Source organism: Streptomyces sp. NPDC043738, from assembly GCF_056436545.1.
The window spans coordinates 39788-62631 of sequence record NZ_JBWKCJ010000040.1 but is presented as its reverse complement, the minus strand read 5'-3'; the positions used below and the strand labels follow the sequence as shown (position 1 = coordinate 62631).

The 22844-nt window shown below is 72.5% G+C and carries 23 protein-coding genes; 15 read left to right on the top strand and 8 right to left on the bottom strand.

Annotated features, from left to right (window positions below; translation table 11 throughout):
- The first annotated feature begins 32 nt into the window (after positions 1 to 32).
- Together AC0680_RS34510 and AC0680_RS34505 are read left to right on the top strand one after the other, a co-directional pair.
- A complete protein-coding gene (locus tag AC0680_RS34510; protein ID WP_478636812.1) occupies positions 33 to 767 on the top strand; it encodes a FadR/GntR family transcriptional regulator in 735 nt (244 codons plus the stop codon).
- Entirely contained in the window at positions 764 to 2017 is a 1254-nt protein-coding gene (locus tag AC0680_RS34505) for a CynX/NimT family MFS transporter (RefSeq protein WP_478636811.1), read from the top strand. The genes AC0680_RS34510 and AC0680_RS34505 overlap by 4 nt, the downstream gene beginning before the upstream one ends.
- Positions 2018 to 2051: 34 nt before the next feature.
- Here the strand turns inward: AC0680_RS34505 and AC0680_RS34500 are convergent, their stop codons facing one another.
- Both AC0680_RS34500 and AC0680_RS34495 read right to left on the bottom strand, forming a co-directional pair.
- On the bottom strand, positions 2052 to 3137 hold the full coding sequence (locus tag AC0680_RS34500) for a magnesium and cobalt transport protein CorA (RefSeq protein WP_478636843.1): 1086 nt from the start codon (positions 3135 to 3137) through the stop codon (positions 2052 to 2054).
- A gap of 131 nt (positions 3138 to 3268) precedes the next feature.
- On the bottom strand, positions 3269 to 4783 hold the full coding sequence (locus AC0680_RS34495; protein ID WP_478636809.1) for an MFS transporter: 1515 nt from the start codon (positions 4781 to 4783) through the stop codon (positions 3269 to 3271).
- A gap of 93 nt (positions 4784 to 4876) precedes the next feature.
- Between AC0680_RS34495 and AC0680_RS34490 the strand changes: the two genes are divergently transcribed.
- The 4 genes from AC0680_RS34490 to AC0680_RS34475 all read left to right on the top strand — a co-directional run bounded on the left by AC0680_RS34490 (position 4877) and on the right by AC0680_RS34475 (position 9819).
- Positions 4877 to 5869, top strand: a complete 993-nt coding sequence (locus AC0680_RS34490; RefSeq protein WP_478636807.1) for a helix-turn-helix transcriptional regulator — start codon at positions 4877 to 4879, stop codon at positions 5867 to 5869.
- A 70-nt stretch (positions 5870 to 5939) separates the two neighbouring features.
- Positions 5940 to 8228: a heavy metal translocating P-type ATPase gene (locus AC0680_RS34485; RefSeq protein ID WP_478636805.1), complete on the top strand. Its 2289-nt coding sequence runs from the start codon at positions 5940 to 5942 to the stop codon at positions 8226 to 8228.
- 138 nt (positions 8229 to 8366) lie between these two features.
- Positions 8367 to 9305, top strand: coding sequence for a beta-ketoacyl-ACP synthase III (locus AC0680_RS34480; protein ID WP_478636803.1), 939 nt, complete (start codon positions 8367 to 8369; stop codon positions 9303 to 9305).
- Positions 9306 to 9399: 94 nt separating this feature from the next.
- A complete protein-coding gene (locus AC0680_RS34475) occupies positions 9400 to 9819 on the top strand; it encodes a VOC family protein (RefSeq protein ID WP_478636801.1) in 420 nt (139 codons plus the stop codon).
- 41 nt (positions 9820 to 9860) lie between these two features.
- Here AC0680_RS34475 and AC0680_RS34470 read toward each other — a convergent pair whose 3' ends face one another.
- The 3 genes from AC0680_RS34470 to AC0680_RS34460 form a co-directional block, all read right to left on the bottom strand.
- Complete coding sequence (locus AC0680_RS34470; protein ID WP_384433936.1) at positions 9861 to 10091, bottom strand: hypothetical protein; 231 nt, start codon at positions 10089 to 10091, stop codon at positions 9861 to 9863.
- An 83-nt stretch (positions 10092 to 10174) separates the two neighbouring features.
- Positions 10175 to 11101, bottom strand: a complete 927-nt coding sequence (locus tag AC0680_RS34465) for a glutaminase (protein WP_478636799.1) — start codon at positions 11099 to 11101, stop codon at positions 10175 to 10177.
- 10 nt (positions 11102 to 11111) lie between these two features.
- Entirely contained in the window at positions 11112 to 11855 is a 744-nt protein-coding gene (locus AC0680_RS34460; protein WP_478636797.1) for a helix-turn-helix domain-containing protein, read from the bottom strand.
- 79 nt (positions 11856 to 11934) lie between these two features.
- Here AC0680_RS34460 and AC0680_RS34455 point away from each other — a divergent pair, with 79 nt between their 5' ends.
- The 3 genes from AC0680_RS34455 (at position 11935) to AC0680_RS34445 (ending at position 13941) form a co-directional block, all read left to right on the top strand.
- Positions 11935 to 12168 (top strand): hypothetical protein, encoded by a 234-nt coding sequence (locus tag AC0680_RS34455; protein WP_478636795.1) that lies wholly within the window; start codon positions 11935 to 11937, stop codon positions 12166 to 12168.
- Positions 12169 to 12350: 182 nt separating this feature from the next.
- Positions 12351 to 12941: an N-acetylmuramoyl-L-alanine amidase gene (locus tag AC0680_RS34450; protein ID WP_478636793.1), complete on the top strand. Its 591-nt coding sequence runs from the start codon at positions 12351 to 12353 to the stop codon at positions 12939 to 12941.
- A 67-nt stretch (positions 12942 to 13008) separates the two neighbouring features.
- A complete protein-coding gene (locus tag AC0680_RS34445; RefSeq protein ID WP_478636791.1) occupies positions 13009 to 13941 on the top strand; it encodes a 1-aminocyclopropane-1-carboxylate deaminase/D-cysteine desulfhydrase in 933 nt (310 codons plus the stop codon).
- Positions 13942 to 14003: 62 nt separating this feature from the next.
- Here the strand turns inward: AC0680_RS34445 and AC0680_RS34440 are convergent, their stop codons facing one another.
- A complete protein-coding gene (locus tag AC0680_RS34440) occupies positions 14004 to 15605 on the bottom strand; it encodes a Na+/H+ antiporter (RefSeq protein ID WP_478636789.1) in 1602 nt (533 codons plus the stop codon).
- Between the two features lie 135 nt (positions 15606 to 15740).
- On the opposite strand from AC0680_RS34440, the gene AC0680_RS34435 reads away from it, so the two are divergent.
- From AC0680_RS34435 to AC0680_RS34420, 4 genes are all read left to right on the top strand, one after another.
- A complete protein-coding gene (locus tag AC0680_RS34435) occupies positions 15741 to 16001 on the top strand; it encodes a UBP-type zinc finger domain-containing protein (RefSeq protein WP_478636787.1) in 261 nt (86 codons plus the stop codon).
- Positions 16002 to 16094: 93 nt separating this feature from the next.
- Entirely contained in the window at positions 16095 to 16583 is a 489-nt protein-coding gene (locus AC0680_RS34430; protein WP_478636785.1) for an N-acetyltransferase family protein, read from the top strand.
- A 291-nt stretch (positions 16584 to 16874) separates the two neighbouring features.
- Complete coding sequence (locus AC0680_RS34425) at positions 16875 to 17288, top strand: ATP-binding protein (RefSeq protein ID WP_003985353.1); 414 nt, start codon at positions 16875 to 16877, stop codon at positions 17286 to 17288.
- Positions 17289 to 17331: 43 nt separating this feature from the next.
- Positions 17332 to 18291 (top strand): RNA polymerase sigma factor SigF, encoded by a 960-nt coding sequence (locus AC0680_RS34420; RefSeq protein ID WP_478636841.1) that lies wholly within the window; start codon positions 17332 to 17334, stop codon positions 18289 to 18291.
- Between the two features lie 460 nt (positions 18292 to 18751).
- On the opposite strand, the gene AC0680_RS34415 is transcribed toward AC0680_RS34420, so the two are convergent.
- Positions 18752 to 19222, bottom strand: a complete 471-nt coding sequence (locus AC0680_RS34415; RefSeq protein WP_468974386.1) for a hypothetical protein — start codon at positions 19220 to 19222, stop codon at positions 18752 to 18754.
- 96 nt (positions 19223 to 19318) lie between these two features.
- On the opposite strand from AC0680_RS34415, the gene AC0680_RS34410 reads away from it, so the two are divergent.
- Together AC0680_RS34410 and AC0680_RS34405 are read left to right on the top strand one after the other, a co-directional pair.
- Positions 19319 to 20302, top strand: a complete 984-nt coding sequence (locus AC0680_RS34410; protein ID WP_478636781.1) for a diacylglycerol/lipid kinase family protein — start codon at positions 19319 to 19321, stop codon at positions 20300 to 20302.
- 319 nt (positions 20303 to 20621) lie between these two features.
- Positions 20622 to 20879 (top strand): WhiB family transcriptional regulator, encoded by a 258-nt coding sequence (locus AC0680_RS34405; protein ID WP_003983230.1) that lies wholly within the window; start codon positions 20622 to 20624, stop codon positions 20877 to 20879.
- 280 nt (positions 20880 to 21159) lie between these two features.
- On the opposite strand, the gene AC0680_RS34400 is transcribed toward AC0680_RS34405, so the two are convergent.
- Positions 21160 to 22632, bottom strand: a complete 1473-nt coding sequence (locus AC0680_RS34400; protein ID WP_478636839.1) for a sensor histidine kinase — start codon at positions 22630 to 22632, stop codon at positions 21160 to 21162.
- Positions 22633 to 22844 lie beyond the last annotated feature (212 nt).

Sequence of the window (22844 nt, the reverse complement as noted above, 5' to 3'; positions counted from 1 at the left end):
CATCACCGGTGGAATCAAGACGGAGGACGCCCATGCCGCTGCGCAGCACCACCCGCACCAACCTGGTGGACCTGGTCATCGAGCAGATGGAGGGCCTGATCGCCGACGGCGAGTGGCAGGTCGGGACGAAGATCCCCGCCGAGCCCGCGCTGGTCGAGCAGCTCGACGTGGGCCGCAACACCGTCCGTGAGGCCGTGCGCGCGCTGGTGCACACCGGGCTGCTGGAGCCGCGCCAGGGCGACGGCACCTATGTCCGCGCCAGCAGCGGCTTCGGTGCCGCCGTGCAGCGCAGGCTGCGGCGGGCCGGCGACCTGGAGGCGTTCGAGGTGCGTGCCTGTCTGGAGCGCGATGCCGCGCGCTACGCCGCGCAGCGCCGCACCGACGAGGACCTCGCCGCGCTGCGCGCCACCCTCGCCGACCGCGACCGCGCCTGGAAGAGCGGCGATCTGGACGCCTTCATCGACGCGGACGTGGACTTCCACCGCACCATCGCCGCCGCGGCCCACAACAGCGTCCTGGCCGAGCTGTACGAGCACCTCAGCGACGCCCTGCGCGCGACGCTCCAGTCGGTCATCGGCGCCCCCGTCCCCGATTCCGTACGCAACCAGTACGACGCACACGAGGCCATCGTCGACGCCATCGAGGCACGGGACGCCGAGGGCGCCGAGCGTGCCGCGCTGGCGCACCTCGCCCAGGGCATGGCGGCCCTGCGCGAGAACGCCGGCGACCGCGAGGCGTCCGACGGCCCGAAGGGAAACCAGCAGTGACCGGGGACCAGACCAGCGCACCCGCGCCCGCCCCGGCGCCGGCCACGTCGCCGGCGCCCCCGCCCGGCCCCACCGGCCGCCGCGCCCTCCACCTCGGCATCGGCGTCGTCCTGCTGGCCCTGAACCTGCGCCCCGCGCTGGTCGCCGTCTCCCCGTTGGCCGGCACCATCCGTGACGACAGCGGGATGTCGGCCGCCGCGACGAGTCTGCTCACCGCGCTGCCGCTGCTCTGCTTCGGCCTGCTGGCGCCGTTCGCGCCGCGGCTGGGGCGGCGGCTGGGCATGGAGCGGTCGCTGCTCGGCACGATGGCGCTGATCTGCCTGGGCACCGCGCTGCGCCTGCTGGACTCGGTGGTGGCGCTGTTCGCCGGGACGATCGTGATCGGCGCCGGGATAGCGGTAGCCAACGTCCTGCTGCCCGGCCTGATCAAGCGCGACTTCCCGGCCCGGGCGGGCCTGATGACCGGCCTGTACTCCATGTCGCTCTTCGGCGGCGCGGCACTGGCGGCCGGGATCACCGTCCCCGTGCAGCAGGCCGCCGGTCTGAACTGGCAGGCGACGCTGGCCTGCTGGGGCGCGCTGGCGGTGCTGGCGCTGGTCTGCTGGCTGCCGCAGGTCCGCAGCCGTACGCGGGTGCCGCGCGGCGCGGCCGGCGAGGCCGCGCACCCGGTGCGCGGCCTGTGGCGCGACCCCCTGGCCTGGCAGGTCACCGGGTACATGGGCCTGCAGTCGCTGAGCTACTACGCGGCTGCGGCGTGGCTGCCGACGATGCTCCACGACGCCGGGCTGGGCGCGGGCGACGCCGGCTGGATGCTCTCCTTCTCCTCGTTGCTGGGCATCGCGGGCTCGTTCCTCGCCCCCGTCGTCGTCGGCCGCCGGCTGCCCGCCGGTGTGCTGGCCGCCGGCTCGGCGCTGCTGTGCGCGGCCGCCTTCGCCGGCGTGCTGATCGCGCCGCTCGGCGGCGCCTACGTCTGGATGGTGCTGCTCGGCCTGGGCCAGGGCGCGGCGATCAGCCTGGCGCTGCTGTTCATCGTCCAGCGCGCCCCGGACGCCCGGCACACCGCCCAGCTGTCCAGCATGGCGCAGTGCTTCGGCTATGTCCTCGCCGCCACCGGCCCGGCCGTCCTGGGCGCGGTGCACGACGCCTCGGGCAGCTGGACGGTGCCGCTGGCGCTGCTGCTGGTGCTGCTGCTCCCGCAGATCGCGGTGGGCCTGGGCGCGGCGCGACCGCGGCACGTGGCGGGCCGGTAGCCGCGCGCGGGAGCAGCCGGAGGCGTCGGCGCGGCTACAGCCAGCCGTTGCGCTTGAAGCCGCGGTGGATGACCCAGCAGGCGGCCGCGATCAGCGCCATCACCAGCGGATAGCCGAACGTCCAGTGCTTCTCCGGCATGTACTCGAAGTTCATTCCGTACACGCCGCAGACCATGGTCGGCACCGCCAGGATCGCGACCCAGGCACTGATCTTGCGCATGTCCTCGTTCTGGGCGACGGTGACCTGGGCGAGATGGGCCTGGAGTATGGAGTTGAGCAGTTCGTCGAAGGCGTTGATCTGCTCGGTGACGCGGTCGAGGTGGTCGGCGACGTCCCGGAAGTAGGTCTTGATCCGGGGGTCGACCTGCCGCATCGGCTGGGTCGCCAGCTCCCGCATCGGCCGGTCCAAGGGGGCCACCGCGCGCTTGAGTTCCAGCAGTTCGCGCTTGAGCTGGTAGATGCGCCCCGCCCCGGCGCCGCCGCGTACCGAGAACACCTCGCTCTCGACGTCGTCGATGTCGTCCTGGACGGCGGCCGTGACGTCCAGGTAGTCGTCCACCACGAGGTCGGCGATGGCGTGCAGGACGGCGGACGGCCCGAGCGCCAACTGCTCGGGCACCCGCTCCAGATGCTCGCGCAGCGGACCCAGCGAGCCGTGCCCGCCGTGCCGGACCGTGATCACGAAGTCGGTGCCGGTGAACACCATGATCTCGCCGGTCTCCACCACTTCGCTGTTGTCCGTGAGCCGGTCGTGCTCGACATAGCGGACCGTCTTGAAGACGGTGAACAGCGAGTCGTCGTAGTTCTCCAGCTTGGGCCGCTGGTGGGCGAGGACCGCGTCCTCGACGGCGAGCGGATGCAGCCCGAACAGCTCGACGATTCCGGAGAATTCCTTCTCGGACGGCTCATGCAGCCCGATCCAGACAAATCCCCGGCCGGATCTGCGGACCCGCCGTATCGCCACGTCGGCGGGGTGGTTGCCGTCCTGCCGTACGCCGTCCACGTACACCGCGCAGTTGACCACGGCGGTCCCGAGCGGGGAGCGCGCCGGATGACTGAGGTCGACACCCCGGGTGCGCGGCTGCGGCAGCCGGACGGCCTTGCGGAGGTTGCTGATCATCGACACCCGGCAAGTATGGACCGCGAGGGGCCGCGAGGGGTATGGCAAAGCGGCTGTTTTTACGCGGCCGAGGGCCGCCCCGGAGACGGGCGGCCCGTGCGCCGGGGCGTGCGGCGGCGGTGCGGCGGCCCTCAGGAGACCAGGGCCGGCTGCTGCTCCGCCGCGGCCTCGTCCGTCGCGGCCCGCTCCCCGGCCGCCTGCTGCGCACCGGCCCGCCGCGGCAGCAGGAACAGCAGTCCGAGGACGACGACCAGGCCGCCGGAGACCCACCACAGGGCGTTGGTGGTGGCGTCGATGAACCCGGCGCCGGGCGCGGCCGCACCGCCCCTCTTCCCCGCGGCGTCGGCGACCTGGAAGAACGCCACCGACGACAGCCCCAGGCCGAGCGCCATGCCCAGCTGACCGGTGGTGTTGAAGATGCCGGACGCCGAACCGGAGTGCTCGGGCGGCACCTCGGAGATCGCCGCATCGGTGATCGGGGCGACGATCAGGCCCATTCCGGCGCCCATCAGCAGCATCGCCGGCACCATCTGCCAGGACGTGAGGGCGGTGCCGTAGTGCCCGGCCTGCCAGATGTACAGCAGCGCGCCCGTCAGCATGATCAGCGCGCCGGCCTGCAGGACCTTGCGGCCGAAGCGCGGCACCAGCTTCTGTACGGACATCCCGGCCGCGGCCGAGCAGGCCAGCGAGAACGGCAGCCCGGTGAGCCCGGCGTGCAGCGGGCTCCAGCCCAGGCCCAGCTGCATATGGAGCGTCCAGATCAGGAAGAACAGGCCGCTGACCACGCCGAACGTCAGCTGGACGCCGGAGCCCGCCGCGAACGTCGTGACCTTGAACAGGGAGAGCTCGACCAGCGGTGAGCCGTCCTTGCGGGCCTTGGCGCGCTCGTAGCGGACGAAGAGCGCCAGCACGAGCGGGCTCGCGGCCATCGAGACGAAGCCCCACAGCGGCCAGCCGTCCTCGCGGCCCTGGGTGAGCGGGTAGAGCAGCATCAGCAGGCCGACGGTGGCCAGCACGGTGCCGACGAGGTCCAGGCGCAGGGCGTCGGGGGACCGGGACTCGGTGATGAAGCGCCGGCCGAGCAGGATGCCGGCGACGCCGACCGGAAGGTTGATCAGGAAGATCGGGCGCCACTCCAGACCGAAGAGATCACCCTCGGTGAGCAGCGCGCCGATCAGCGGGCCGCAGACCGCGCCGAGGCCTATCACCGCGCCGAACATCCCGAAGACCTTGCCGCGCTCGTTCGCGGGGAAGGTGACATGGATGATCGCCAGCACCTGCGGCACCATCAGCGCGGCCATCGCGCCCTGCAGCACCCGGGCGCCGACCAGCATCCCCGGGGTCGCGGCGAGGCCGCACAGCGCGGAGGCCAGGGTGAAGCCGCCGATGCCGAGCAGGAAGAGCTTCTTGCGGCCGAAGATGTCGCCGAGCCGGCCGCCGGTGATCAGGCCGAGGGCGAAGGCGAGGGCGTAGCCGGCGGTGACCCACTGCAGGGCGCTGAAGGAGGCGCCGGTGTCCCGCTGGATGCTGGGGATGGCGATGTTGACGATGGTCGCGTCGACCAGGTCCATGAAGCTGGCCGTGAGGACGACGGCGAGCGCCGTCCAGCGTCTGCGGTCGGCCGTCGAGGTGACGGTCGTGGTCATGGCGTATCTCCAGTGATCGGCTCGTTCGACATCGTCGACACTAGGGCCCGTATAGGACAGTCCCGGTCCTACTTGGACGGGCATCATCGGTCCATGAGTGAGACGTCGGCACGACTGCTGAATCTGCTGTCCCTCCTGCAGACCCCGCGCGAATGGCCCGGCAGCGAGCTGGCCGGGCGGCTGCGGGTCACCACCCGCACGATCCGCCGCGACATCGAGCGGCTGCGCGAGCTGGGCTACCCCGTGCACGCCACGATGGGCGCGGAGGGCGGCTACCGGCTGGCCGCGGGCACCGCGATGCCGCCGCTGCTGCTGGACGACGAGGAGGCGGTGGCCATCGCGGTCGGCCTGCGCTCGGCGGCCGGCCACACCATCGAGGGCATCGAGGAGGCGTCCGTACGGGCGCTGGCCAAGCTCGAACAGGTGCTGCCGGCCCGGCTGCGGCGCCGGGTGGGCACGCTCGGCACGGCCACCGTCCCGATGCCCACCGGTGACGGGCCGACCGTCGACCCGGAGCATCTGACGGTGCTGGCCGCGGCCATCGCCAACCACGAGCGGCTGCGCTTCGCCTATCGGGCGGGCGCCGGTGCCCGCAGCAAGCGCCTGGTGGAGCCGCACCGGCTGGTCGCGGCGGGGCGGCGCTGGTACCTCGTCGCCTACGACAACGACCGCGAGGACTGGCGGATCTTCCGGGTGGACCGGCTGAGCGAGCCGTTCGCCACCGGTGTGCGGACCCCGCCGCGCGAGCTGCCCGCCCCCGACGCGGGGGCCTACGTACGCGAGCGGATGCAGGGGATGGCCCCGGCCCACCGGGCCGTGGCGACGATCCACGCACCGGCCGCCGAGGTGTCCGCCCGGCTGGGCGGACCTGCGGCGGGCGAGGTCACCGCGCTCGACGAGGCGTCCTGCCGCTGGCACAGCGCCCCCGAATCCCTGGAGTGGCTGGCGGTGCGGCTGGCCATGCTGGGGCGCGAGTTCACCGTGCACGAGCCGCCGGAGCTGGCCGCGTATCTGCGGGCGATGGCGGGACGGGTGAGCCGGGCGACGGGGCCGGCGGCGGAGGAGGTGGCAGAAAACACGCCCTGACGGAATACCCCTAGGGGGTATATGGTTGCGATAGTCGAAGGGCACACTCGCACCAGACCGAGGAGCGCGCATGACCACCGTGACCCCAGAGCGTGGCGTCGAGCTGCAGATCGGCGGGATGACCTGCGCCTCGTGCGCGGCCCGCGTCGAGAAGAAGCTCAACCGCATGGAGGGCGTCACCGCCACCGTCAACTACGCCACCGAAAAGGCGCAGGTCGCCTACGAGGGCGAGGTCTCGGTCGCGGACCTGATCGCCACGGTGGAGCGGACCGGCTACACCGCGGCCGTCCCCGAGCCGCCGGCCGCCGCACCGGCCGCTTCCGAGGCCGGCGGCGGCGCCGCGGACGCGGCGGACGACCGGGCCGACGCCCTCACCCCGCTGCGGCAGCGCCTGCTGGTCTCCCTCGTCCTGACCGTCCCGGTGGTCCTGATGGCGATGGTGCCGCCGCTGCAGTTCACCTACTGGCAGTGGTTGTCGCTGACCCTCGCCGCCCCGGTGGTGGCGTACGGCGCCTGGCCGTTCCACAAGGCCGCCTGGACGAATCTGCGGCACGGCGCCGCCACGATGGACACCCTCATCTCGATGGGCACCCTCGCGGCGCTGGGCTGGTCGCTGTGGGCGCTGTTCCTCGGCCACGCCGGCATGCCCGGGATGACGCACCCCTTCGAGCTGACCATCGCCCGCACCGACGGCAGCAGCTCCATCTACCTGGAGGCCGCGGCCGGCGTCACCACCTTCATCCTGGCCGGGCGCTACTTCGAGGCGCGCGCCAAGCGGAAGGCCGGCGCGGCGCTGCGCGCACTGCTGGAGCTGGGCGCCAAGGACGTCGCCGTGCTGCGCGAAGGCCGCGAAGTGCGCATCCCCACCAGCGAGTTGAGGGTCGGCGACCACTTCGTCGTACGCCCCGGGGAGAAGATCGCCACCGACGGCACGGTCCTGGACGGCGCCTCCGCCGTGGACGCCTCGATGCTCACCGGTGAGTCGGTCCCGGTCGAGGTCTCCCCCGGCGACACGGTCACCGGCGCCACCGTCAACGCGGGCGGCCGGCTGGTCGTGGAGGCCACCCGGGTCGGCGCGGACACCCAGCTCGCCCGGATGGCGCGGCTGGTGGAGGAGGCCCAGAACGGCAAGGCCGCGGCGCAGCGGCTGGCCGACAGGATCTCCGCGGTGTTCGTCCCGGTCGTGATCGTGCTCGCCCTGGCCACCCTCGCCTACTGGCTCGCCACCGGCGCCGGCGCGGTGGCCGCCTTCACCGCGGCCGTCGCCGTCCTGATCATCGCCTGCCCGTGCGCCCTGGGGCTGGCCACCCCGACCGCCCTGATGGTCGGCACCGGGCGGGGCGCCCAGCTGGGCATCCTGCTCAAGGGGCCGGAGGTACTGGAGTCCACCCGCAAGGTCGACACCATCGTCCTGGACAAGACCGGCACGGTCACCACCGGAGAGATGTCGCTGAACGGGATCCACCTCGCCGCGGGCGTCGACGAGACGCAGGCGCTGCGGCTGGCCGGCGCCCTGGAGCACGCCTCCGAGCACCCCGTCGCCCGCGCCGTCGCCGGCGGCGCCGAGTCCCGCGTGGGCGCCCTGCCCGTCCCCGAGGACTTCGAATCCGTCCCCGGCCTGGGCGTCCACGGAGTCGTCGAGGGACACACCGTCCTGGTGGGCCGCGAGCGGCTGCTCACCGACCGGGGCCTGGTCCTGCCGCCCGAGCTGGTCACCGCCAAGGCGGCCGCCGAGGCCGAGGGCGCCACCGCCGTCACGGTCGGCTGGGACGGCGCGGCACGCGCGGTGCTGGTGGTCTCCGACGCGGTCAAGCCCACCAGCGCCGAGGCGGTCCGCCTGCTGCGCGGCCTGGGGCTGACCCCGGTGCTGCTGACCGGCGACAACAAGGCGGTGGCCGAGGCCGTGGCGGCCGAGGTCGGTATCGACGAGGTGATCGCCGAGGTGCTCCCGGAGGACAAGGTGGCGGTCGTGGCACGGCTGCAGTCCGAGGGGCGCTCGGTCGCCATGGTCGGCGACGGCGTCAACGACGCGGCCGCGCTGGCCCGCGCCGACCTGGGGCTGGCGATGGGAACCGGCACCGACGCCGCCATCGAGGCCGGCGACCTCACCCTGGTACGGGGCGATCTGCGGGCGGCGGCGGACGCCATCCGGCTGGCCCGCGCCACCCTCGGCACCATCCGGACGAACCTGTTCTGGGCGTTCGGCTACAACGTGGCCGCGCTGCCGCTGGCCGCGGCCGGACTGCTCAACCCCATGATCGCCGGCGCCGCGATGGCCTTCTCCTCGGTCTTCGTCGTCGGCAACAGCCTGCGGCTGCGCCGCTTCCGGCCGCTGACCCGCCCGGCCGCCGACGGCTGACCCGTGCCCGACGGGCCGCTGCGGTTCTGGCGCCTGTCTCCAGTTCTGGAGCCGGAACATTGGTCGAACGCTCACCCGCCGGCCGCCACCGGCGGGTGAGACTGGTGAGGCATCGACCGTCCACGTACAGGGGAAACCATGACCGGGTCACGCATCCTGGCTCTCGGCCATTACCAGCCCTCCGGCGTGCTCACCAACGACGAACTCGCCAAGATCGTCGAGACCGACGACGCCTGGATCCGCAGCCGGGTCGGCATCCGCACCCGCCATGTGGCGGCGCCCGACGAGACCGTGGACTCGATGGCGGCCGCCGCCGCGGCCAAGGCCCTGGCCGGCAGCGGCCTCGCCCCGCAGGACATCGACCTGGTCCTGGTCGCCACCTGCACGGCCACCGACCGCAGTCCCAACGCCGCCGCCCGGGTCGCCGCCAAGCTCGAACTGGCCGCGCCGGCCACGATGGACATCAACGTCGTCTGCTCCGGCTTCACCCACGCGCTGGCCGTCGCCGACCACGCCATCCGGGCCGGATCGGCGACGAACGCGCTGGTCATCGGCTCGGAGAAGTTCACCGACGTGGTCGACTGGACGGACCGCACCACCTGTGTGCTGGTCGGCGACGGGGCGGGCGCCGCGGTGGTCACCGCCGCGGCGGAGCCGGGGATCGGGCCGGTGCTGTGGGGCTCGGTTCCCCAGATGGGCGGCGCGGTCCGCATCGAGGGCGAGCCGGCCAGGTTCGCCCAGGAGGGCCAGACCGTCTACCGCTGGGCGACGACCCAGCTGCCGGCGATCGCCCGCCAGGTCTGCGAGCGCTCCGGGATCCAGCCCGCGGACCTCGCGGGCGTGGTGCTGCACCAGGCCAATCTGCGGATCATCGAGCCGGTCGCGGAGCGGCTCGGCGCGGTCAACGCGGTGGTCGCCAAGGACGTCGTCGACTCCGGGAACACCTCCGCCGCCTCGGTGCCGCTGGCGCTGTCCAAGCTGGTCGAGCGTCAGGAGATCGCCTCCGGCGACCCGGTCCTGCTGTTCGCCTTCGGCGGCAACCTCTCGTACGCGGGGCAGGTCGTCCGCTGCCCGTGAGGCACGGCGGCGCGGCCCGGCGTGCGGCCGGCCCTCCCGGAGCGCGTCCGATTCGTTCAAGACCGCGGCGCGGCGGGCTGCCTACGCTCGCGCCATGACCACCACCCCACGGGCCCCGCACCCGTTCCCCCGCTTCGCCGCCATCGGCATCGTCGTCTCCGACATGGCCGCGTCCCTGGCCTTCTACCGCCGCCTGGGCCTCGCCGTCCCCGCCGGGTCGGAGGCCGCCCCGCACGCCGAGGCGCAGCTGCCCGGCGGCCTGCGCCTGATGTGGGACTCCTACGAGACCGCCCGCGCCGTCGACCCGCACTGGACGCCTCCGCAGGCCGGAACGCCCACGGGGCTGGCCTTCGAGTGCGACGGCCCCGCCGGGGTCGACAAGGTCTACGCGGAGCTCACTGCCGCCGGCTATACGGGTGAGAAACCGCCGTGGGACGCGTTCTGGGGACAGCGCTACGCCGTCGTACAGGACCCGGACGGCCACGGGGTGGACCTGTTCGCGCCGCTGCCCTGAGCAGCTATGCCCTCGCCGGGAGCGGGACGGGGAGACAGGCCCTAGCTGCTCGCCGGATGCTCCCCCAGGTACAGCACGCCACACTGTCGGCAGAACGGCTGGGCGCCGGCTTCTCCCCAGGCATCGGCCGACTGGGTGGCGGCGGCCGGGGCGAGGTCCCGCCCGCACATGGCCGTAGTGGTCCCCACCCGTGTCATGTGCCAGAGCTTGACCGGGGTGTCCTCGTGCGGGAGGACGCCTTCCTCGTACTCGGCGCGAATCTCGTGCTCCATGGCGGTGCACCTCCTACCCATACGATGCGCCCGCCGGTCAGGGGCCACAACGCCAGCCCGGCCCCGGTGACCTGGAGCTCGGCTCAGAAGACCGACCAGCCGGTCAGCGTGGTGAAGTGGTCGAGCGCCGCCGCGCCCGCGACCGAGTTGCCGCGGGCGTCGAGACCGGGGCTCCACACGCACAGCGTGCAGCGGCCGGGGATGACGGCGATGATCCCGCCGCCGACGCCGCTCTTGGCGGGCAGCCCCACGCGGTAGGCGAACTCCCCGGCCGCGTCGTACGTCCCGCAGGTCAGCATCACCGCGTTGATCCGCTTGGCCTCGCGGGCCTCCAGCAGCCGGCTGCCGTCGGCGCGCAGCCCGTGGCGGGCCAGGAAGCCGCCGGCCACGGCCAGATCGCGGCAGCTCATCTCGATCGAGCACTGCCAGAAGTAGTGCTCGATGACGCTGGGGACGGGGTTCTCCAGGTTGCCGAAGGACGCCATGAAGTGCGCGAGGGCGGCGTTGCGGTCTCCGTGTGCGGCCTCCGAGTCGGCCACCGCCTGGTCGAAGGCGAGGTCGGGGTTGCCGCTCTCCTCGCGCAGGAAGTGCAGCATCGAGGTGCTGGCGTCGCCGGTGAGGGTCTGCAGCCGGTCGGTGACCACCAGCGCGCCCGCGTTGATGAACGGGTTGCGCGGGATGCCGTTCTCCGCCTCCAGCTGGACCAGCGAGTTGAACGGCGTACCGGACGGCTCGCGGCCGACCCGCCGCCAGATGTCGTCGTCGCCGTGGCCGCCGTGGCTCTGCGACATCACCAGCGCCAGCGAGAAGGTCTTGGAGATCGACTGGACCGAGAACGGCACCTCCCAGTCGCCGACCCCGTACACCGCGCCGTGTATGTCGGCGACCGCTATCCCGAAACGGTCCGCCGACACCCGCTCCAGCGCCGGTATGTAGTCGGCGACCCGCCCATGTCGCACCAGCGGCCTGGCGTAGGCCGCTACCTCCTCGAGAACGGCCTGGTAGTCCATGACCGACACGCTAACCCGGGGCGAGCAGCACCCCCATGGGAGCCCCCGCCAGCGACTTCACCTCGCGCGCGAGGTGCGCCTGGTCCGCGAATCCGGCACGCAGGGCGACCTCGGCGTAGGGCGTTCCGCGGCGCGCCAGATCGAGCGCGCGGACGAGCCGCAGCACTCGGGTGAGGGTCTTGGGGCCGTAGCCGAAGGCGTCCAGGCTCAGGCGGTGCAGCTGGCGTTCGCTCAGCGCCACGGCGCGGGCGACCTCGGCGACGGGGCGGGCGCGGGCCAGCGCCGCGGCGACGGCGGCGGTCCGGCCGTCCGGTGCGGCCGCCTCCCTCAGGCGGGCCGCGGCGGCCTCCTCCAGGACCCGGGCGACCGGCCCGGGCTCCCCGGCCTCCGCCGCCCGCCCGGCCAGCTCCCCCACCGCGCCGGCGGGCCACAGGTCGGACAACGGCACCCTCAGGTCGCGCAGTTCACGGGCCGGTACGCCGAGGACGGTCGGGCCCTGGCCCGGCGCGAAGCGCACCCCGACGTAGCGGGTGCCGGGCGGGACGCCCTCGGGGCGGTAGGGCCCGGTGTCCGGGCCGGCCACCAGCAGCCGGCCCTCGCTCCAGATCAGGTCCATGCAGCCGTCGGGCAGTACCGGCCGCGCCGACGCCGTCGTCGTCGTCGTCCACAACACCGCGCCGGCCAGCCCGGACGGCCGCTCCCGGTACCCGCCGGTTACGCCGGGCGGCCCACCTGTCTCGCGCTCCTGGCCCATATCCCTCAGCCTGGCACGGGAACCCCACGGCCGTCCGCGCCGTTGATCCCTTACGACACGGACCTCACGGAGGTGGCACATGTCAGGGTTTCTCGACCGCGCCAAGGAACAGGCCCAAAAGGGGCTGGCGCAGGGCAAGCAGAAGGTCGACGAGGTGCAGCAGCACCGGCACGGCAACGAGCTGCTGAAGAAGCTGGGCGCCGCGTACTACGCCGAGCACCGGGGCAGCGGTTCGCCCCAGGCCACCCAGGACGCGCTCAGCGCGCTGGAGGCGCACATCAGCGCGCACGGGAACGGGTTCCTGCACGGGTAGGCTCCCGGCCGCCCGGTCAGTCGGGGCCGAGCGCCGCGGCGGCGGCCGAAACCGCTCGTACGCGCCCCGAACGACCGGTCCGTTTAATTCCGTTCCGCTCCCTCGGTGCCGGACCGTCCCGTACAAGCGAGGCAGGAGGCGGTGCGCGGCCGGCGGCCGCCGCGCACGCATCGGAGTGGGCCATGTCCCGACCGCTGTCCGCCGAACGGTTCCTCGACGCGCTCAGGTCCGAGGGGCTGCGGGTCGTCGAGACCGACGGCTGGAGGACGCACAACCGCGACGACAAGGGGGCCTGGGGCCCGGTGCACGGCGTGATGGTGCACCACACCGGCACCTCCGGCGCCGAGCGCACCGTCCGGCTCTGCCGCGACGGCCGGCCGGATCTGCCCGGCCCGCTGTGCCACGGCGTGATCACCAAGGACGGCACGGTCCATCTGGTGGGCTGCGGCCGCGCCAATCACGCGGGCCTCGGCGACGGTGACGTGCTGCGCGCGGTGATCGCCGAGAAGCGGCTGCCGCCGGACAACGAGGCCGACACCGACGGCAACCGCGTCTTCTACGGCTTCGAGTGCGAGAACCTCGGCGACGGCGAGGACCCCTGGCCCGAGGCCCAGGTGGAGGCGCTGGAGCGGGCCGCGGCGGCGGTGTGCCGGGCGCACGGCTGGGGGGAGCGTTCGGTGCTCGGCCATCTGGAGTGGCAGCCGGGCAAGGTCGATCCGCGCGGCTTCACGATGGACGCGCTGCGCGAGCGGATCGGCGCGCTGCTGAAGTGAGCGGCGGGCCGGGGCTGGACGCCCGCCGGCCGGGCGCACGACGGGCCGGCGCCGCCCCCGCGCGACAATGGGCCGCGTGACCCGCACCGTCCCCGATCCGCCGCCCGGCCTCAGCGCGCTGCGCCCCCGGCTGCCCTCGCCCCTGCAGGAGGTCGAGGACGAGCCGTTCGCACGCCGCGGCGTGCGGCTGCTGCTCAAGCGGGACGATCTGATCCATCCGGACCTGCCCGGCAACAAGTGGCGCAAGCTGGCGCCCAATCTGCGGGCCGCGGCCGCCGCGGGCGAACGCGCGCTGCTGACCTTCGGCGGCGCGTACTCCAACCACCTGCGGGCCACCGCGGCGGCCGGCCGGCTGCTCGGCTTCGCCACCATCGGCGTGGTCCGCGGCGACGAGCTGGCCGGCGCACCGCTCAACTGGTCGCTGGCCCGCTGCGCCGCCGACGGGATGCGACTGCACTTCATCGACCGGGCCGCCTACCGCCGCAAGGCCGAGGCGGACGTGCTCGACGCGCTGCACGACCGCTTCGGCGCGTTCCGCGTCATACCGGAGGGCGGCAGCAACGCCCTGGCCGCACAGGGCTGTGCGGAGCTGGGCCGGGAGCTGCGCGGCGCCGCCGACACGGTCGCGGTGGCCTGCGGTACGGGCGGCACCCTGGCCGGACTGGCCGCCGGCCTGGCACCCGGCCAGCGGGCCCTGGGCATCCCCGTGCTCAAGGGCGGCACCCCGCACTTCCTCCAGCAGACCGTCGAGGAGCTGCAGCGCGCGGCATTCGGGGCACCGCGTGGCGACTGGCGGCTGGAGACCCGCTTCCACTGCGGCGGCTACGCCCGCAGCACCCCGCGGCTCGATGCGTTCGCCGACGCCTTCGCCGCGCGGCACGGGCTGCCCCTGGAGCGGGTCTACGTCGCCAAGCTGCTCTACGGGCTGACCACGCTGGCCCAGGAGGGCGCCTTCCCGCGGGGCAGCACGGTCGCCGCGGTCGTCACCGGCACGCCGTGAGGCGCCGCGCGGGCGGCGCCCGGTGACAACCCCCGGGTGACAGCGGCCGCCCGCCCGCCGGGCTACTCGGCACCCTCCCGGTACGCCGCCGCCTCCTCCAGGTCCAGCCTGCGCAGCAGCGTGCGCATCATCTCGTCGTCGATGCGCCGGGCGTCGCGCAGCCGGACGAAGACCCGCCGCTCGGTGTCGATCATCTCCCGGGCCAGCCGGCGGTAGGTCTCGTCGGCGGACTCCCCGGTGACCTCGTTGACCGCGCCCAGCCGCTCCCACACCGAGTTGCGGCGCCGCTCCATGACGGTGCGCAGCCGGTCGGCGAGCGGGCCGGGCAGCGCGTTGCGCTCGTCCCGGAGCAGTTCGTCCAGGCGCTCCTCGGCGGCCCGCGAGGCCTCGCTCTGGGCCTGGGCCTCGGCGAGCGTCTCGGCCTGGGCGTCCCGGCCGGGCAGCCGCAGCGCACGGATCAACGGCGGCAGCGTGAGGCCCTGGACGACGAGGGTGGCGATGACGGTGGTGAAGGTCAGGAAGAGCACGAGGTTGCGCGCGGGGAAGGGGCCACCGCCCTGCACCGTGGCCGGGATGGAGAACGCGATGGCCAGCGACACCACGCCGCGCATCCCGGCCCAGCCGACGATGACCGGCGCGGTCCAGGTCGTGTCGGGCTCGCGGGTGCGGATCCGTGCCGAGACCAGGCGCGGCACATAGGTCGCGGGAAAGACCCAGACGAAGCGGGCCACGACCACGACGAGGAACACCACGACCGCGTACCAGAGGGCCTCGCCCCCGCTGAACTCCCCCAGGCCGCGCAGCACGACCGGCAGCTGCAGTCCGATCAGCGCGAAGACCGCCGACTCCAGCAGGAAGGAGATCATCTTCCAGACGGCCTCCTCCTGGAGCCGGGTCTCGAAGTCGACCTGCCAGGAGCGGTGCCCCAGGTAGAGGGCGACCACGACGACGGCGAGCACCCCGGAGGCCCCGACCTGCTCGGCCGCCGCGTAGGCGACGAACGGGATGAGCAGCGACAGGGTGTTCTCCAGCAGCGCCGACTCGCGCAGCCGGACGCGCAGCCAGTGCAGCGGCACCATCAGCACGACACCGATGCCGATGCCGCCCACGGAGGCCAGGGCGAACTCCTCGATCCCGGCGCCCCAGGTGGCACCGATCCCGACGGCCGCGGCCACCGCCACCTTGTAGGCGGTGATCGCGGTGGCGTCGTTGACCAGCGACTCTCCCTGGAGGATCGTCGTGATCCGGTGCGGCAGCCCGAGCCGGCGGGCGATGGCGGTGGCCGCGACGGCGTCCGGCGGTGCGACGACGGCGCCCAGGACGAGGGCCGCGGTCAGCGGCAGATCCGGGACGAGGAGGTAGGCGGCGTAGCCGACCACCAGCGTCGCGAACAGCACATAGCCCACCGACAGCAGCGCGACCGGCCGCAGGTTGGCCCGCAGGTCCAGGTAGGAGCTGTCGAGGGCGGCGGTGTGCAGCAGAGGGGGCAGCACCAGCGGCAGCACGATGTGCGGATCGAGGGGGTAGTCCGGGACACCGGGGATGGCGGACGCCGCGAGCCCGGCGGCCACCAGCAGCAGCGGCGCCGGCACGGGCGTGCGGCGCGCCAGCCCGGCCACCGCCGCGCTCCCCGCGACCAGCAAAAACAGCGGCATCACAGCCATCGGCCCGTCCCGTCCCCGTACCCGTCGCCATCCGTCCCGGCGATCTAACCTGGCCATCATGAGTGAGCGCAGCGAGCGAATCGTGCAAAGGTGCGTGCCTGGCGAGTGCGGGGCCGAGCGAAGCGAGGTCTCGGCATGAACGAGTGCGCGCACGTCGCCGACCTGCCGGGCGCCGAGCCGGCCCCGCTGAGCGCGACCTGCCTGGAGTGCCTGGCCGTCGGCAGCCACCCCGTACAGCTGCGGCTCTGTCTGGCCTGTGGCCATGTCGGCTGCTGCGATTCCTCGCCGTACCGGCACGCGACGGGGCACTTCGAGGAGACCGGCCACCCCGTGATGCGGACGTTCGAGCCGGGTGACTCCTGGCGCTGGTGCTTCGTCGACCAGCAGCTGGTGTGACCGGGAGCCGGTCCGGGCCGCACGGCGGTGCGACGGGAGCCGGTGCGCGAAAGGCGGGTGAAACCTTCAGCGGGGTCCGTTTAGTCTTCACCTATGATCCGCGAAGCGACCCCGGACGACGTCCCCGTCATCCTCACCATGATCGGCGAGCTGGCCGCGTACGAGCGCGCCCCCGAGGCCGCGCAGGCCACCGAGCCGCAGCTGAAGGAGGCCCTCTTCGGCGCGCAGCCGGCCGCCTTCGCACTGATCGCCGAGGCGGACGGCGCCCCGGTGGGCTTTGCCCTGTGGTTCCGGAACTTCTCCACCTGGACGGGCACGCACGGTGTCTATCTGGAGGACCTCTACGTCCGCCCCGAGGCGCGCGGCGGCGGCCACGGCAAGGCGCTGCTCGCGGCCCTCGCGAAGATCTGCGTGGACCGCGGATACGAGCGTTTCGAGTGGTCAGTCCTGGATTGGAATGATCCGTCCATCGGTTTTTACCGGTCGATCGGTGCACAGCCCATGGACGAATGGACCGTCTTCCGGCTCACTGGAGGGGCACTGCACGACCTGGCAGCCGCCCCGCGCGTCAACGGAGCGTAATCGGCCTCGATTTGGCAGTGCACACCCCTAGCCACTGTCCGTACCCGCAGTTTTACAATCAGTGACAGCTAAGGTATGCGGCGGCCTCGGGGCGGATGCCGCCCGGAGACGGCCGTGCCTCTTCCGGGCGACACCGGCCCGCAGATCGCGATAGCGTCACAGCCGAACCATGTGCCGCGCCGGATCGTTCTCCTTTCACCCGACAGGAGACAGCGCCGGAGCGAAATATCCCGAACAACGCGAATATCGCGCATTCCAGCTCAACCAGCTTGTGCCACCTTGGAGGTGAGGGTGTCCCAGATCGCAGGCGAGCCCGGGACTCAGGACTTCGTGGAAGTCCGTCTGCCCGCTGCGGGTGCCTACCTGTCCGTGCTGCGTACGGCCACGGCCGGGCTCGCAGCCCGCTTGGACTTCACCCTCGACGAGATCGAGGATCTGCGCATCGCGGTCGACGAGGCCTGCGCGATCCTGCTGCAACAGGCCGTCCCCGGCAGTGTGCTGAGCTGCGTCTTCCGCTTGATCGACGACGCACTGCAGGTGACCGTGTCCGCCCCGACGACCGACGGCCGTGCCCCGGAGCGCGACACCTTCGCCTGGACGGTGCTCTCCGCACTCGCCGGCAAGGTCGATTCCACCGTCGCCGAGGACCGTACGGTCACCATCAGTCTGTACAAGGAGCGCGGCGCCGGTCCCGGACCGTCATGACCGAACAGGGGGCCCCGTGAAAGATCTCGAACGCGGCGGGCGGATGGCGTCGAGCGCGACCATCCCCGAGCAGCAGGCCCGGCCGCATCCGGTGGGAGTGGACGACCACGGCGGCCATTTGGACGCGGCGGAGCAGGCGGAGCGGGCAGACCACATGGACCACAGCGAGCAGCAGGGTCAGCAGGTGCAGCGGCAGGACGCGCCCGCTCCCGAAGACAAGCTGCACAACCAGCAGCATTCCCAGGAGCCGCAGGACCGCAGCGGCGCCCGGGCGATGTTCTACGAGCTGCGCAAGCTGCCCGAGGGCTCCCCGGAGCGGGCGGAGCTGCGCAACACCCTTGTCCGCATGCACCTCCCGCTCGTCGAGCATCTGGCCCGGCGGTTCCGCAACCGCGGCGAGCCACTGGACGATCTGACCCAGGTCGCCACCATCGGCCTGATCAAGTCGGTGGACCGCTTCGACCCGGAGCGCGGCGTGGAGTTCTCCACGTACGCCACCCCCACCGTCGTCGGCGAGATCAAGCGGCACTTCCGCGACAAGGGCTGGGCGGTCCGCGTCCCGCGTCGCCTCCAGGAGCTGCGGCTGTCGCTGACGACGGCGACCGCCGAGCTCTCCCAGCGGCACGGCCGGGCGCCGACCGTCCATGAGCTGGCCGAGCATCTGGCGATCTCCGAGGAGGAGGTCCTGGAGGGCCTGGAGTCCGCCAACGCCTACAGCACGCTCTCCCTGGACGTGCCGGACACGGACGACGAGTCCCCGGCCGTCGCCGACACCCTCGGCGCCGAGGACGAGGCGCTGGAGGGTGTGGAGTACCGCGAGTCCCTCAAGCCGCTGCTGGAGGACCTCCCGCCGCGCGAGAAGAAGATCCTGCTGCTGCGCTTCTTCGGCAACATGACCCAGTCGCAGATCGCCCAGGAGGTCGGCATCTCCCAGATGCACGTCTCCCGGCTGCTGGCCCGCACCCTCGCCCAGCTCCGCGACAAGCTGCTCGTGGAGGAGTGACAAGCGCCCCACGGAGCGGGGCGGGACCCGGCGATCACGGCAATGCCACCCCGGCCGCCCTACGGGCACCGCCCCGACCCCGCTTCGCGGGCAACGCCCCGGCCCCGCCCCACGGGGCCTGCCCCCGCCCCAGGGGCCGTGCCCCACGGAGCCTGCCCCACGGGCCCTGCCCCACGGAGCCTGCCCCGCCAGTGGTCACCGTGCCGACCCTCCCCTAGGCGCCGTCCCGGCCCCCTGCGGAATACCAACCCGGCCGCGCCCCGTTGTGGCCCGTAGGGGGCCCTCGCACCCCCTACGGGATCCGTTCGCCCGCCCCCTACGGGTACCGCGGCACGACGCCTCTCACGGCCTCCGGAGGGCGTACGTCGCCTGGTCACCTACGGGGTCGTGCGGTATCGGGGCACGGCGTCTGTCACGGCCTACGGAGCCGTACGTCGCCTGGTCGCCTACGGGTTCTCGCCTACGGGTTCTCGCGCGGCCCGATACCCAGTGCCTCGGTGGCCGTCGGGTTGACCAGCAGGACGAGCACGACGAGCGCGGCGACGGCCAGTGCGATACCGGCGGCGATCAGCGCCCCGCCGCCGTTGACCAGCGTCCAGGCCACGGGCAGCGCGACGATCTGCGTGATCAGCGAGGGGCCCCGGCTCCAGCGCCGGCGCAGCCACAGCCCCCGGGCCGCGACCAGCGGCAGCGCGGCGAGCGCGAGCACGGTCAGCCCGCCCATCTCCGCCTGCCGCGGACTGTCCGGCGAACCGGCCAGTCCCATGATCAGCATGTACGCACCGAGCGCCGCGAGCGCGGCCCCCTCGACCGCGGTGAGCGCCGCGGCGGCGCTCAGCCGGGCAGGGCGCGGGCCGGACGGCTCGTTCGGCGCGGCCGCGGCGGGGGCGCCGGCCGCTCGCCGCGCGGACTGTTTCTGCTGACTGCTCACCCCAGCAGGGTAGCGCCGGCGCTGCCCCAGCCCGGGGATGCCCCGGATCCGGACGGGGCGTGAGACGGGTACCAGCAGGTAGGTACGCTGCTGCACATGCGCGCACTCCTCGTGGTCAATCCCGCTGCAACCACCACCAGTGCCCGCACCCGTGAGGTACTCACCCACGCACTCGCCAGCGATCTCAAACTGGAGGTCGCCGAGACCCGCTACCGCGGGCACGCCCGCGATCTCGCCCGGCAGGCCACCGAGGGCGGGGAGACCGAACTGGTGGTGGCGCTCGGCGGGGACGGCACGGTCAACGAGGTCGTCAACGGTCTGCTGGCGAACGGTCCCGACCCGGACTCGCACCCGCGGCTGGCCGTCGTCCCCGGCGGCTCCACCAATGTCTTCGCCCGCGCGCTGGGGCTGCCCAACGACGTCGTGGAGGCGACCGGCGCCCTGCTGGACGCGCTGCGCGACGGCAGTGAGCGCACGATCGGCCTGGGCCTGGCCGCCGGCACCCCGGGCACCGAGGACGAGGGCGTACCGGAGCGCTGGTTCACCTTCTGCGCGGGCTTCGGCTTCGACGCCGGCGTCGTCGGCCGGGTCGAGCAGCAGCGCGAACGCGGCAAGCGTTCGACCCACGCCCTGTACGTGCGACAGGTCGTACGGCAGTTCCTGGGCGAGGCGAACCGCCGCCAGGGGGTCATCGCCCTCGAACGTCCGGGCGGTGACGACGGCGCCGCGGAGCTCGTCGAGAACCTGGCGCTGGCCATAATCTGCAACACCGCTCCGTGGTCCTACCTGGGCAATCGGCCGATCTACCCGTCCCCGGACGCGTCGTTCGACACCGGGCTGGACCTGTTCGCACTGAGCAAGCTCTCGTCCCCCGCGGTGGCCCGTTATGTCACTCAGCTGCTGACGTCAACACCCGAGCGCGGCCCCCATGGCAAGCACGCGCTCTCACTTCACGACCTCACGAACTTCACCTTGCATTCGCAGGTTCCGCTGCCCTTCCAGATGGACGGTGACCACCTGGGCCTGCGTACGAGTGTGACGTTCACAGGCGTTCGCCGTGCACTGCGTGTGATTGTGTGAGCAGTAGGGCCTAAAGTCCTTTCACTCGAACGTTTAGGCTGGTTCCCACCCCCTGGAATGACGGCTGTGACCGAGGCGACACCAAGGAATCAAAAAAAAGTTTCCGGAAGGGGTTGTATCCGCCGCCGAGGTTTGCGAGTCTCTTCATGGCGATCGGGACGGCCGCTTTACCGGCCCCCTTGAGAGCCCGAATCCCCCTCCTCATTCACAGGACCGCACCAGTTCACAGCTGGAGATCGGGCCTTCCCTTGTGGAGGGATTCGTGAAAGCGTTCACATTCACAAGCAACGATCCCGTCACACGAGGAGATGGAGCAGCCATGGACTGGCGTCACCGCGCCGTTTGCCGCGAGGAAGACCCCGAGCTCTTCTTCCCTATCGGCAACACCGGTCCTGCGCTGCTGCAGATCGAGGAAGCCAAGGCCGTCTGCCGCCGCTGCCCCGTCATGGAGCAGTGCCTGCAGTGGGCGCTCGAGTCCGGCCAGGACTCCGGCGTCTGGGGTGGTCTGAGCGAGGACGAGCGCCGCGCGATGAAGCGCCGTGCAGCTCGCAACCGGGCGCGCAACGCCAGCGCCTGAGCCAGCCGCCCCGTGGCCCCCGAGCCGCAGCGCGCAGTACACCCGATGCATCATCGGCGCCGAATAGCCCGGTCGTTATCGCATCGCAATAGCTTTGAGCCCCGGACCGTATGGTCCGGGGCTTGTTGCTGTTCGGGCCGGCTCCCTTTCCCCTTGCCGGAGGGGATATCGGTTCCGCCTCGGTACGGTCTCGAAACCGCTTCGCCGTACCGCTTCCCCGGAACGCTTTCCGTTCCGGTCCGCCGTACCGCTCCCCCGTCCCGATATACCGCCTTGCGCCTCAGTGCTGCTTCTCGGGGCGCACGGGCACGTCCAGGACGACCTGGGTGCCGCGTCCGGCCGCCCGCACCATGTCGAACTTTCCGCCCAACTCGCCTTCCACCAGGGTCCGTACGATCTGCAGCCCCAGGTTTCCGGCGCGGTGCGGATCGAAGCCCTCGGGCAGCCCGCGGCCGTTGTCCTGGACGGTGACCAGCAGCCGCGGCTCGGTACGGCTGCCGCCGCGCACCGCGCCGACCTCGACGATGCCGTGTTCCGCCTGGTCGAAGGCGTGCTCCAGGGCGTTCTGCAGCACCTCGGTGAGCACCATCGACAGCGGCGTGGCCACCTCCGCGTCCAGGATGCCGAAGCGGCCGGTGCGGCGGGTGATCACCTTGCCCGGGGAGATCTCCGCGACCATGGCCAGCACCCGGTCCGCGATCTCGTCGAACTCGACCCGCTCGTCGAGGTTCTGGGACAGCGTCTCGTGCACGATCGCGATCGAACCGACCCTGCGTACGGCCTCGTTGAGGGCCTCGCGGCCCTGTTCGGAGTCCATCCGGCGGGACTGCAGCCGCAGCAGTGCGGCGACCGTCTGCAGGTTGTTCTTCACCCGGTGGTGGATCTCCCGGATGGTGGCGTCCTTGGTGATCAGTTCCCGCTCGCGACGTCGCAGTTCGGTGACGTCGCGCAGCAGCACCAGCGAACCGATGTGCGTGCCCTTCGGCTTGAGCGGAATGGCGCGCAACTGGATCACGCCCTCGTTGCCCTCGACCTCGAACTCCCTGGGGGCCCAGCCGCTGGCGAGCTTGACCAGGGCCTCGTCCACCGGGCCGCGCGCGGGTGCCAGTTCTGCGGTGGCCTGGCCCAGGTGGTGGCCCACCAGGTCGGCGGCGAGCCCGAGCCGGTGGTAGGCGGAGAGCGCGTTGGGGCTGGCGTACTGGACGACGCCGTCCGCGTCGAGCCGGATCAGCCCGTCGCCGGCGCGCGGCGAGGCGTCCATGTCGACCTGCTGGCCCGGGAAGGGAAACGTTCCGGCAGCGATCATCTGGGCGAGGTCGGAGGCGCTCTGGAGGTAGGTGAGCTCCAGCCGGCTGGGGGTGCGCACGGTCAGCAGATTGGTGTTGCGGGCGATCACGCCGAGCACCCGGCCCTCGCGGCGTACCGGAATGGACTCAACCCGGACCGGCACTTCCTCTCGCCACTCCGGGTCGCCCTCGCGTACGATGCGGCCCTCATCCAAGGCGGAGTCCAGCATCGGACGTCGTCCCCGGGGAACGAGGTGGCCCACCATGTCGTCCTGGTAGGAGGTGGGCCCGGTATTGGGGCGCATCTGGGCGACGGAGACGTAGCGGGTGCCGTCGAGGGTGGGGACCCACAGCACGAGATCGGCGAAGGAGAGGTCGGAGAGCAGCTGCCACTCCGAGACCAGCAGATGGAGCCACTCGAGGTCGGAGTCGCTCAGAGCGGTGTGCTGGCGGACGAGATCGTTCATGGAGGGCACGTCTTGGAGCCTACCGGCGTACGGTGTATGTGTTGTGCCTGCACGGGCATGGACAAGTAAGAATGGTCTAGTCCAGAATTCAGCAAAGACCTCCGTTCTCCCCGCACAGGAGAGCGGAACGAGGCCGACGGCGCTCTCTGCCCTGACTGCGCCAAGGCCTCCGATCGACCGGCCCCAGGACGGGGTGGCGCCCCTACCGCACA

Excerpts from the sequence above, each read along its gene's own strand:
- AC0680_RS34410 (WP_478636781.1), top strand. The coding sequence starts at position 19,319 with ATGCGCGCACTCCTCGTGGTCAATCCCGCTGCAACCACCACCAGTGCC.
- AC0680_RS34480 (WP_478636803.1), top strand. The coding sequence starts at position 8,367 with ATGACCGGGTCACGCATCCTGGCTCTCGGCCATTACCAGCCCTCCGGC.
- AC0680_RS34455 (WP_478636795.1), top strand. The coding sequence starts at position 11,935 with ATGTCAGGGTTTCTCGACCGCGCCAAGGAACAGGCCCAAAAGGGGCTG.
- AC0680_RS34460 (WP_478636797.1), bottom strand. The coding sequence starts at position 11,855 with ATGGGCCAGGAGCGCGAGACAGGTGGGCCGCCCGGCGTAACCGGCGGG.
- AC0680_RS34510 (WP_478636812.1), top strand. The coding sequence starts at position 33 with ATGCCGCTGCGCAGCACCACCCGCACCAACCTGGTGGACCTGGTCATC.
- AC0680_RS34500 (WP_478636843.1), bottom strand. The coding sequence starts at position 3,137 with ATGATCAGCAACCTCCGCAAGGCCGTCCGGCTGCCGCAGCCGCGCACC.
- AC0680_RS34435 (WP_478636787.1), top strand. The coding sequence starts at position 15,741 with ATGAACGAGTGCGCGCACGTCGCCGACCTGCCGGGCGCCGAGCCGGCC.
- AC0680_RS34420 (WP_478636841.1), top strand. The coding sequence starts at position 17,332 with ATGGCGTCGAGCGCGACCATCCCCGAGCAGCAGGCCCGGCCGCATCCG.
- AC0680_RS34405 (WP_003983230.1), top strand. The coding sequence starts at position 20,622 with ATGGACTGGCGTCACCGCGCCGTTTGCCGCGAGGAAGACCCCGAGCTC.
- AC0680_RS34475 (WP_478636801.1), top strand. The coding sequence starts at position 9,400 with ATGACCACCACCCCACGGGCCCCGCACCCGTTCCCCCGCTTCGCCGCC.
- AC0680_RS34445 (WP_478636791.1), top strand. The coding sequence starts at position 13,009 with ATGGGCCGCGTGACCCGCACCGTCCCCGATCCGCCGCCCGGCCTCAGC.
- AC0680_RS34450 (WP_478636793.1), top strand. The coding sequence starts at position 12,351 with ATGTCCCGACCGCTGTCCGCCGAACGGTTCCTCGACGCGCTCAGGTCC.
- AC0680_RS34470 (WP_384433936.1), bottom strand. The coding sequence starts at position 10,091 with ATGGAGCACGAGATTCGCGCCGAGTACGAGGAAGGCGTCCTCCCGCAC.
- AC0680_RS34440 (WP_478636789.1), bottom strand. The coding sequence starts at position 15,605 with ATGGCTGTGATGCCGCTGTTTTTGCTGGTCGCGGGGAGCGCGGCGGTG.
- AC0680_RS34485 (WP_478636805.1), top strand. The coding sequence starts at position 5,940 with ATGACCACCGTGACCCCAGAGCGTGGCGTCGAGCTGCAGATCGGCGGG.
- AC0680_RS34495 (WP_478636809.1), bottom strand. The coding sequence starts at position 4,783 with ATGACCACGACCGTCACCTCGACGGCCGACCGCAGACGCTGGACGGCG.
- AC0680_RS34430 (WP_478636785.1), top strand. The coding sequence starts at position 16,095 with ATGATCCGCGAAGCGACCCCGGACGACGTCCCCGTCATCCTCACCATG.
- AC0680_RS34465 (WP_478636799.1), bottom strand. The coding sequence starts at position 11,101 with ATGGACTACCAGGCCGTTCTCGAGGAGGTAGCGGCCTACGCCAGGCCG.
- AC0680_RS34400 (WP_478636839.1), bottom strand. The coding sequence starts at position 22,632 with ATGAACGATCTCGTCCGCCAGCACACCGCTCTGAGCGACTCCGACCTC.
- AC0680_RS34490 (WP_478636807.1), top strand. The coding sequence starts at position 4,877 with ATGAGTGAGACGTCGGCACGACTGCTGAATCTGCTGTCCCTCCTGCAG.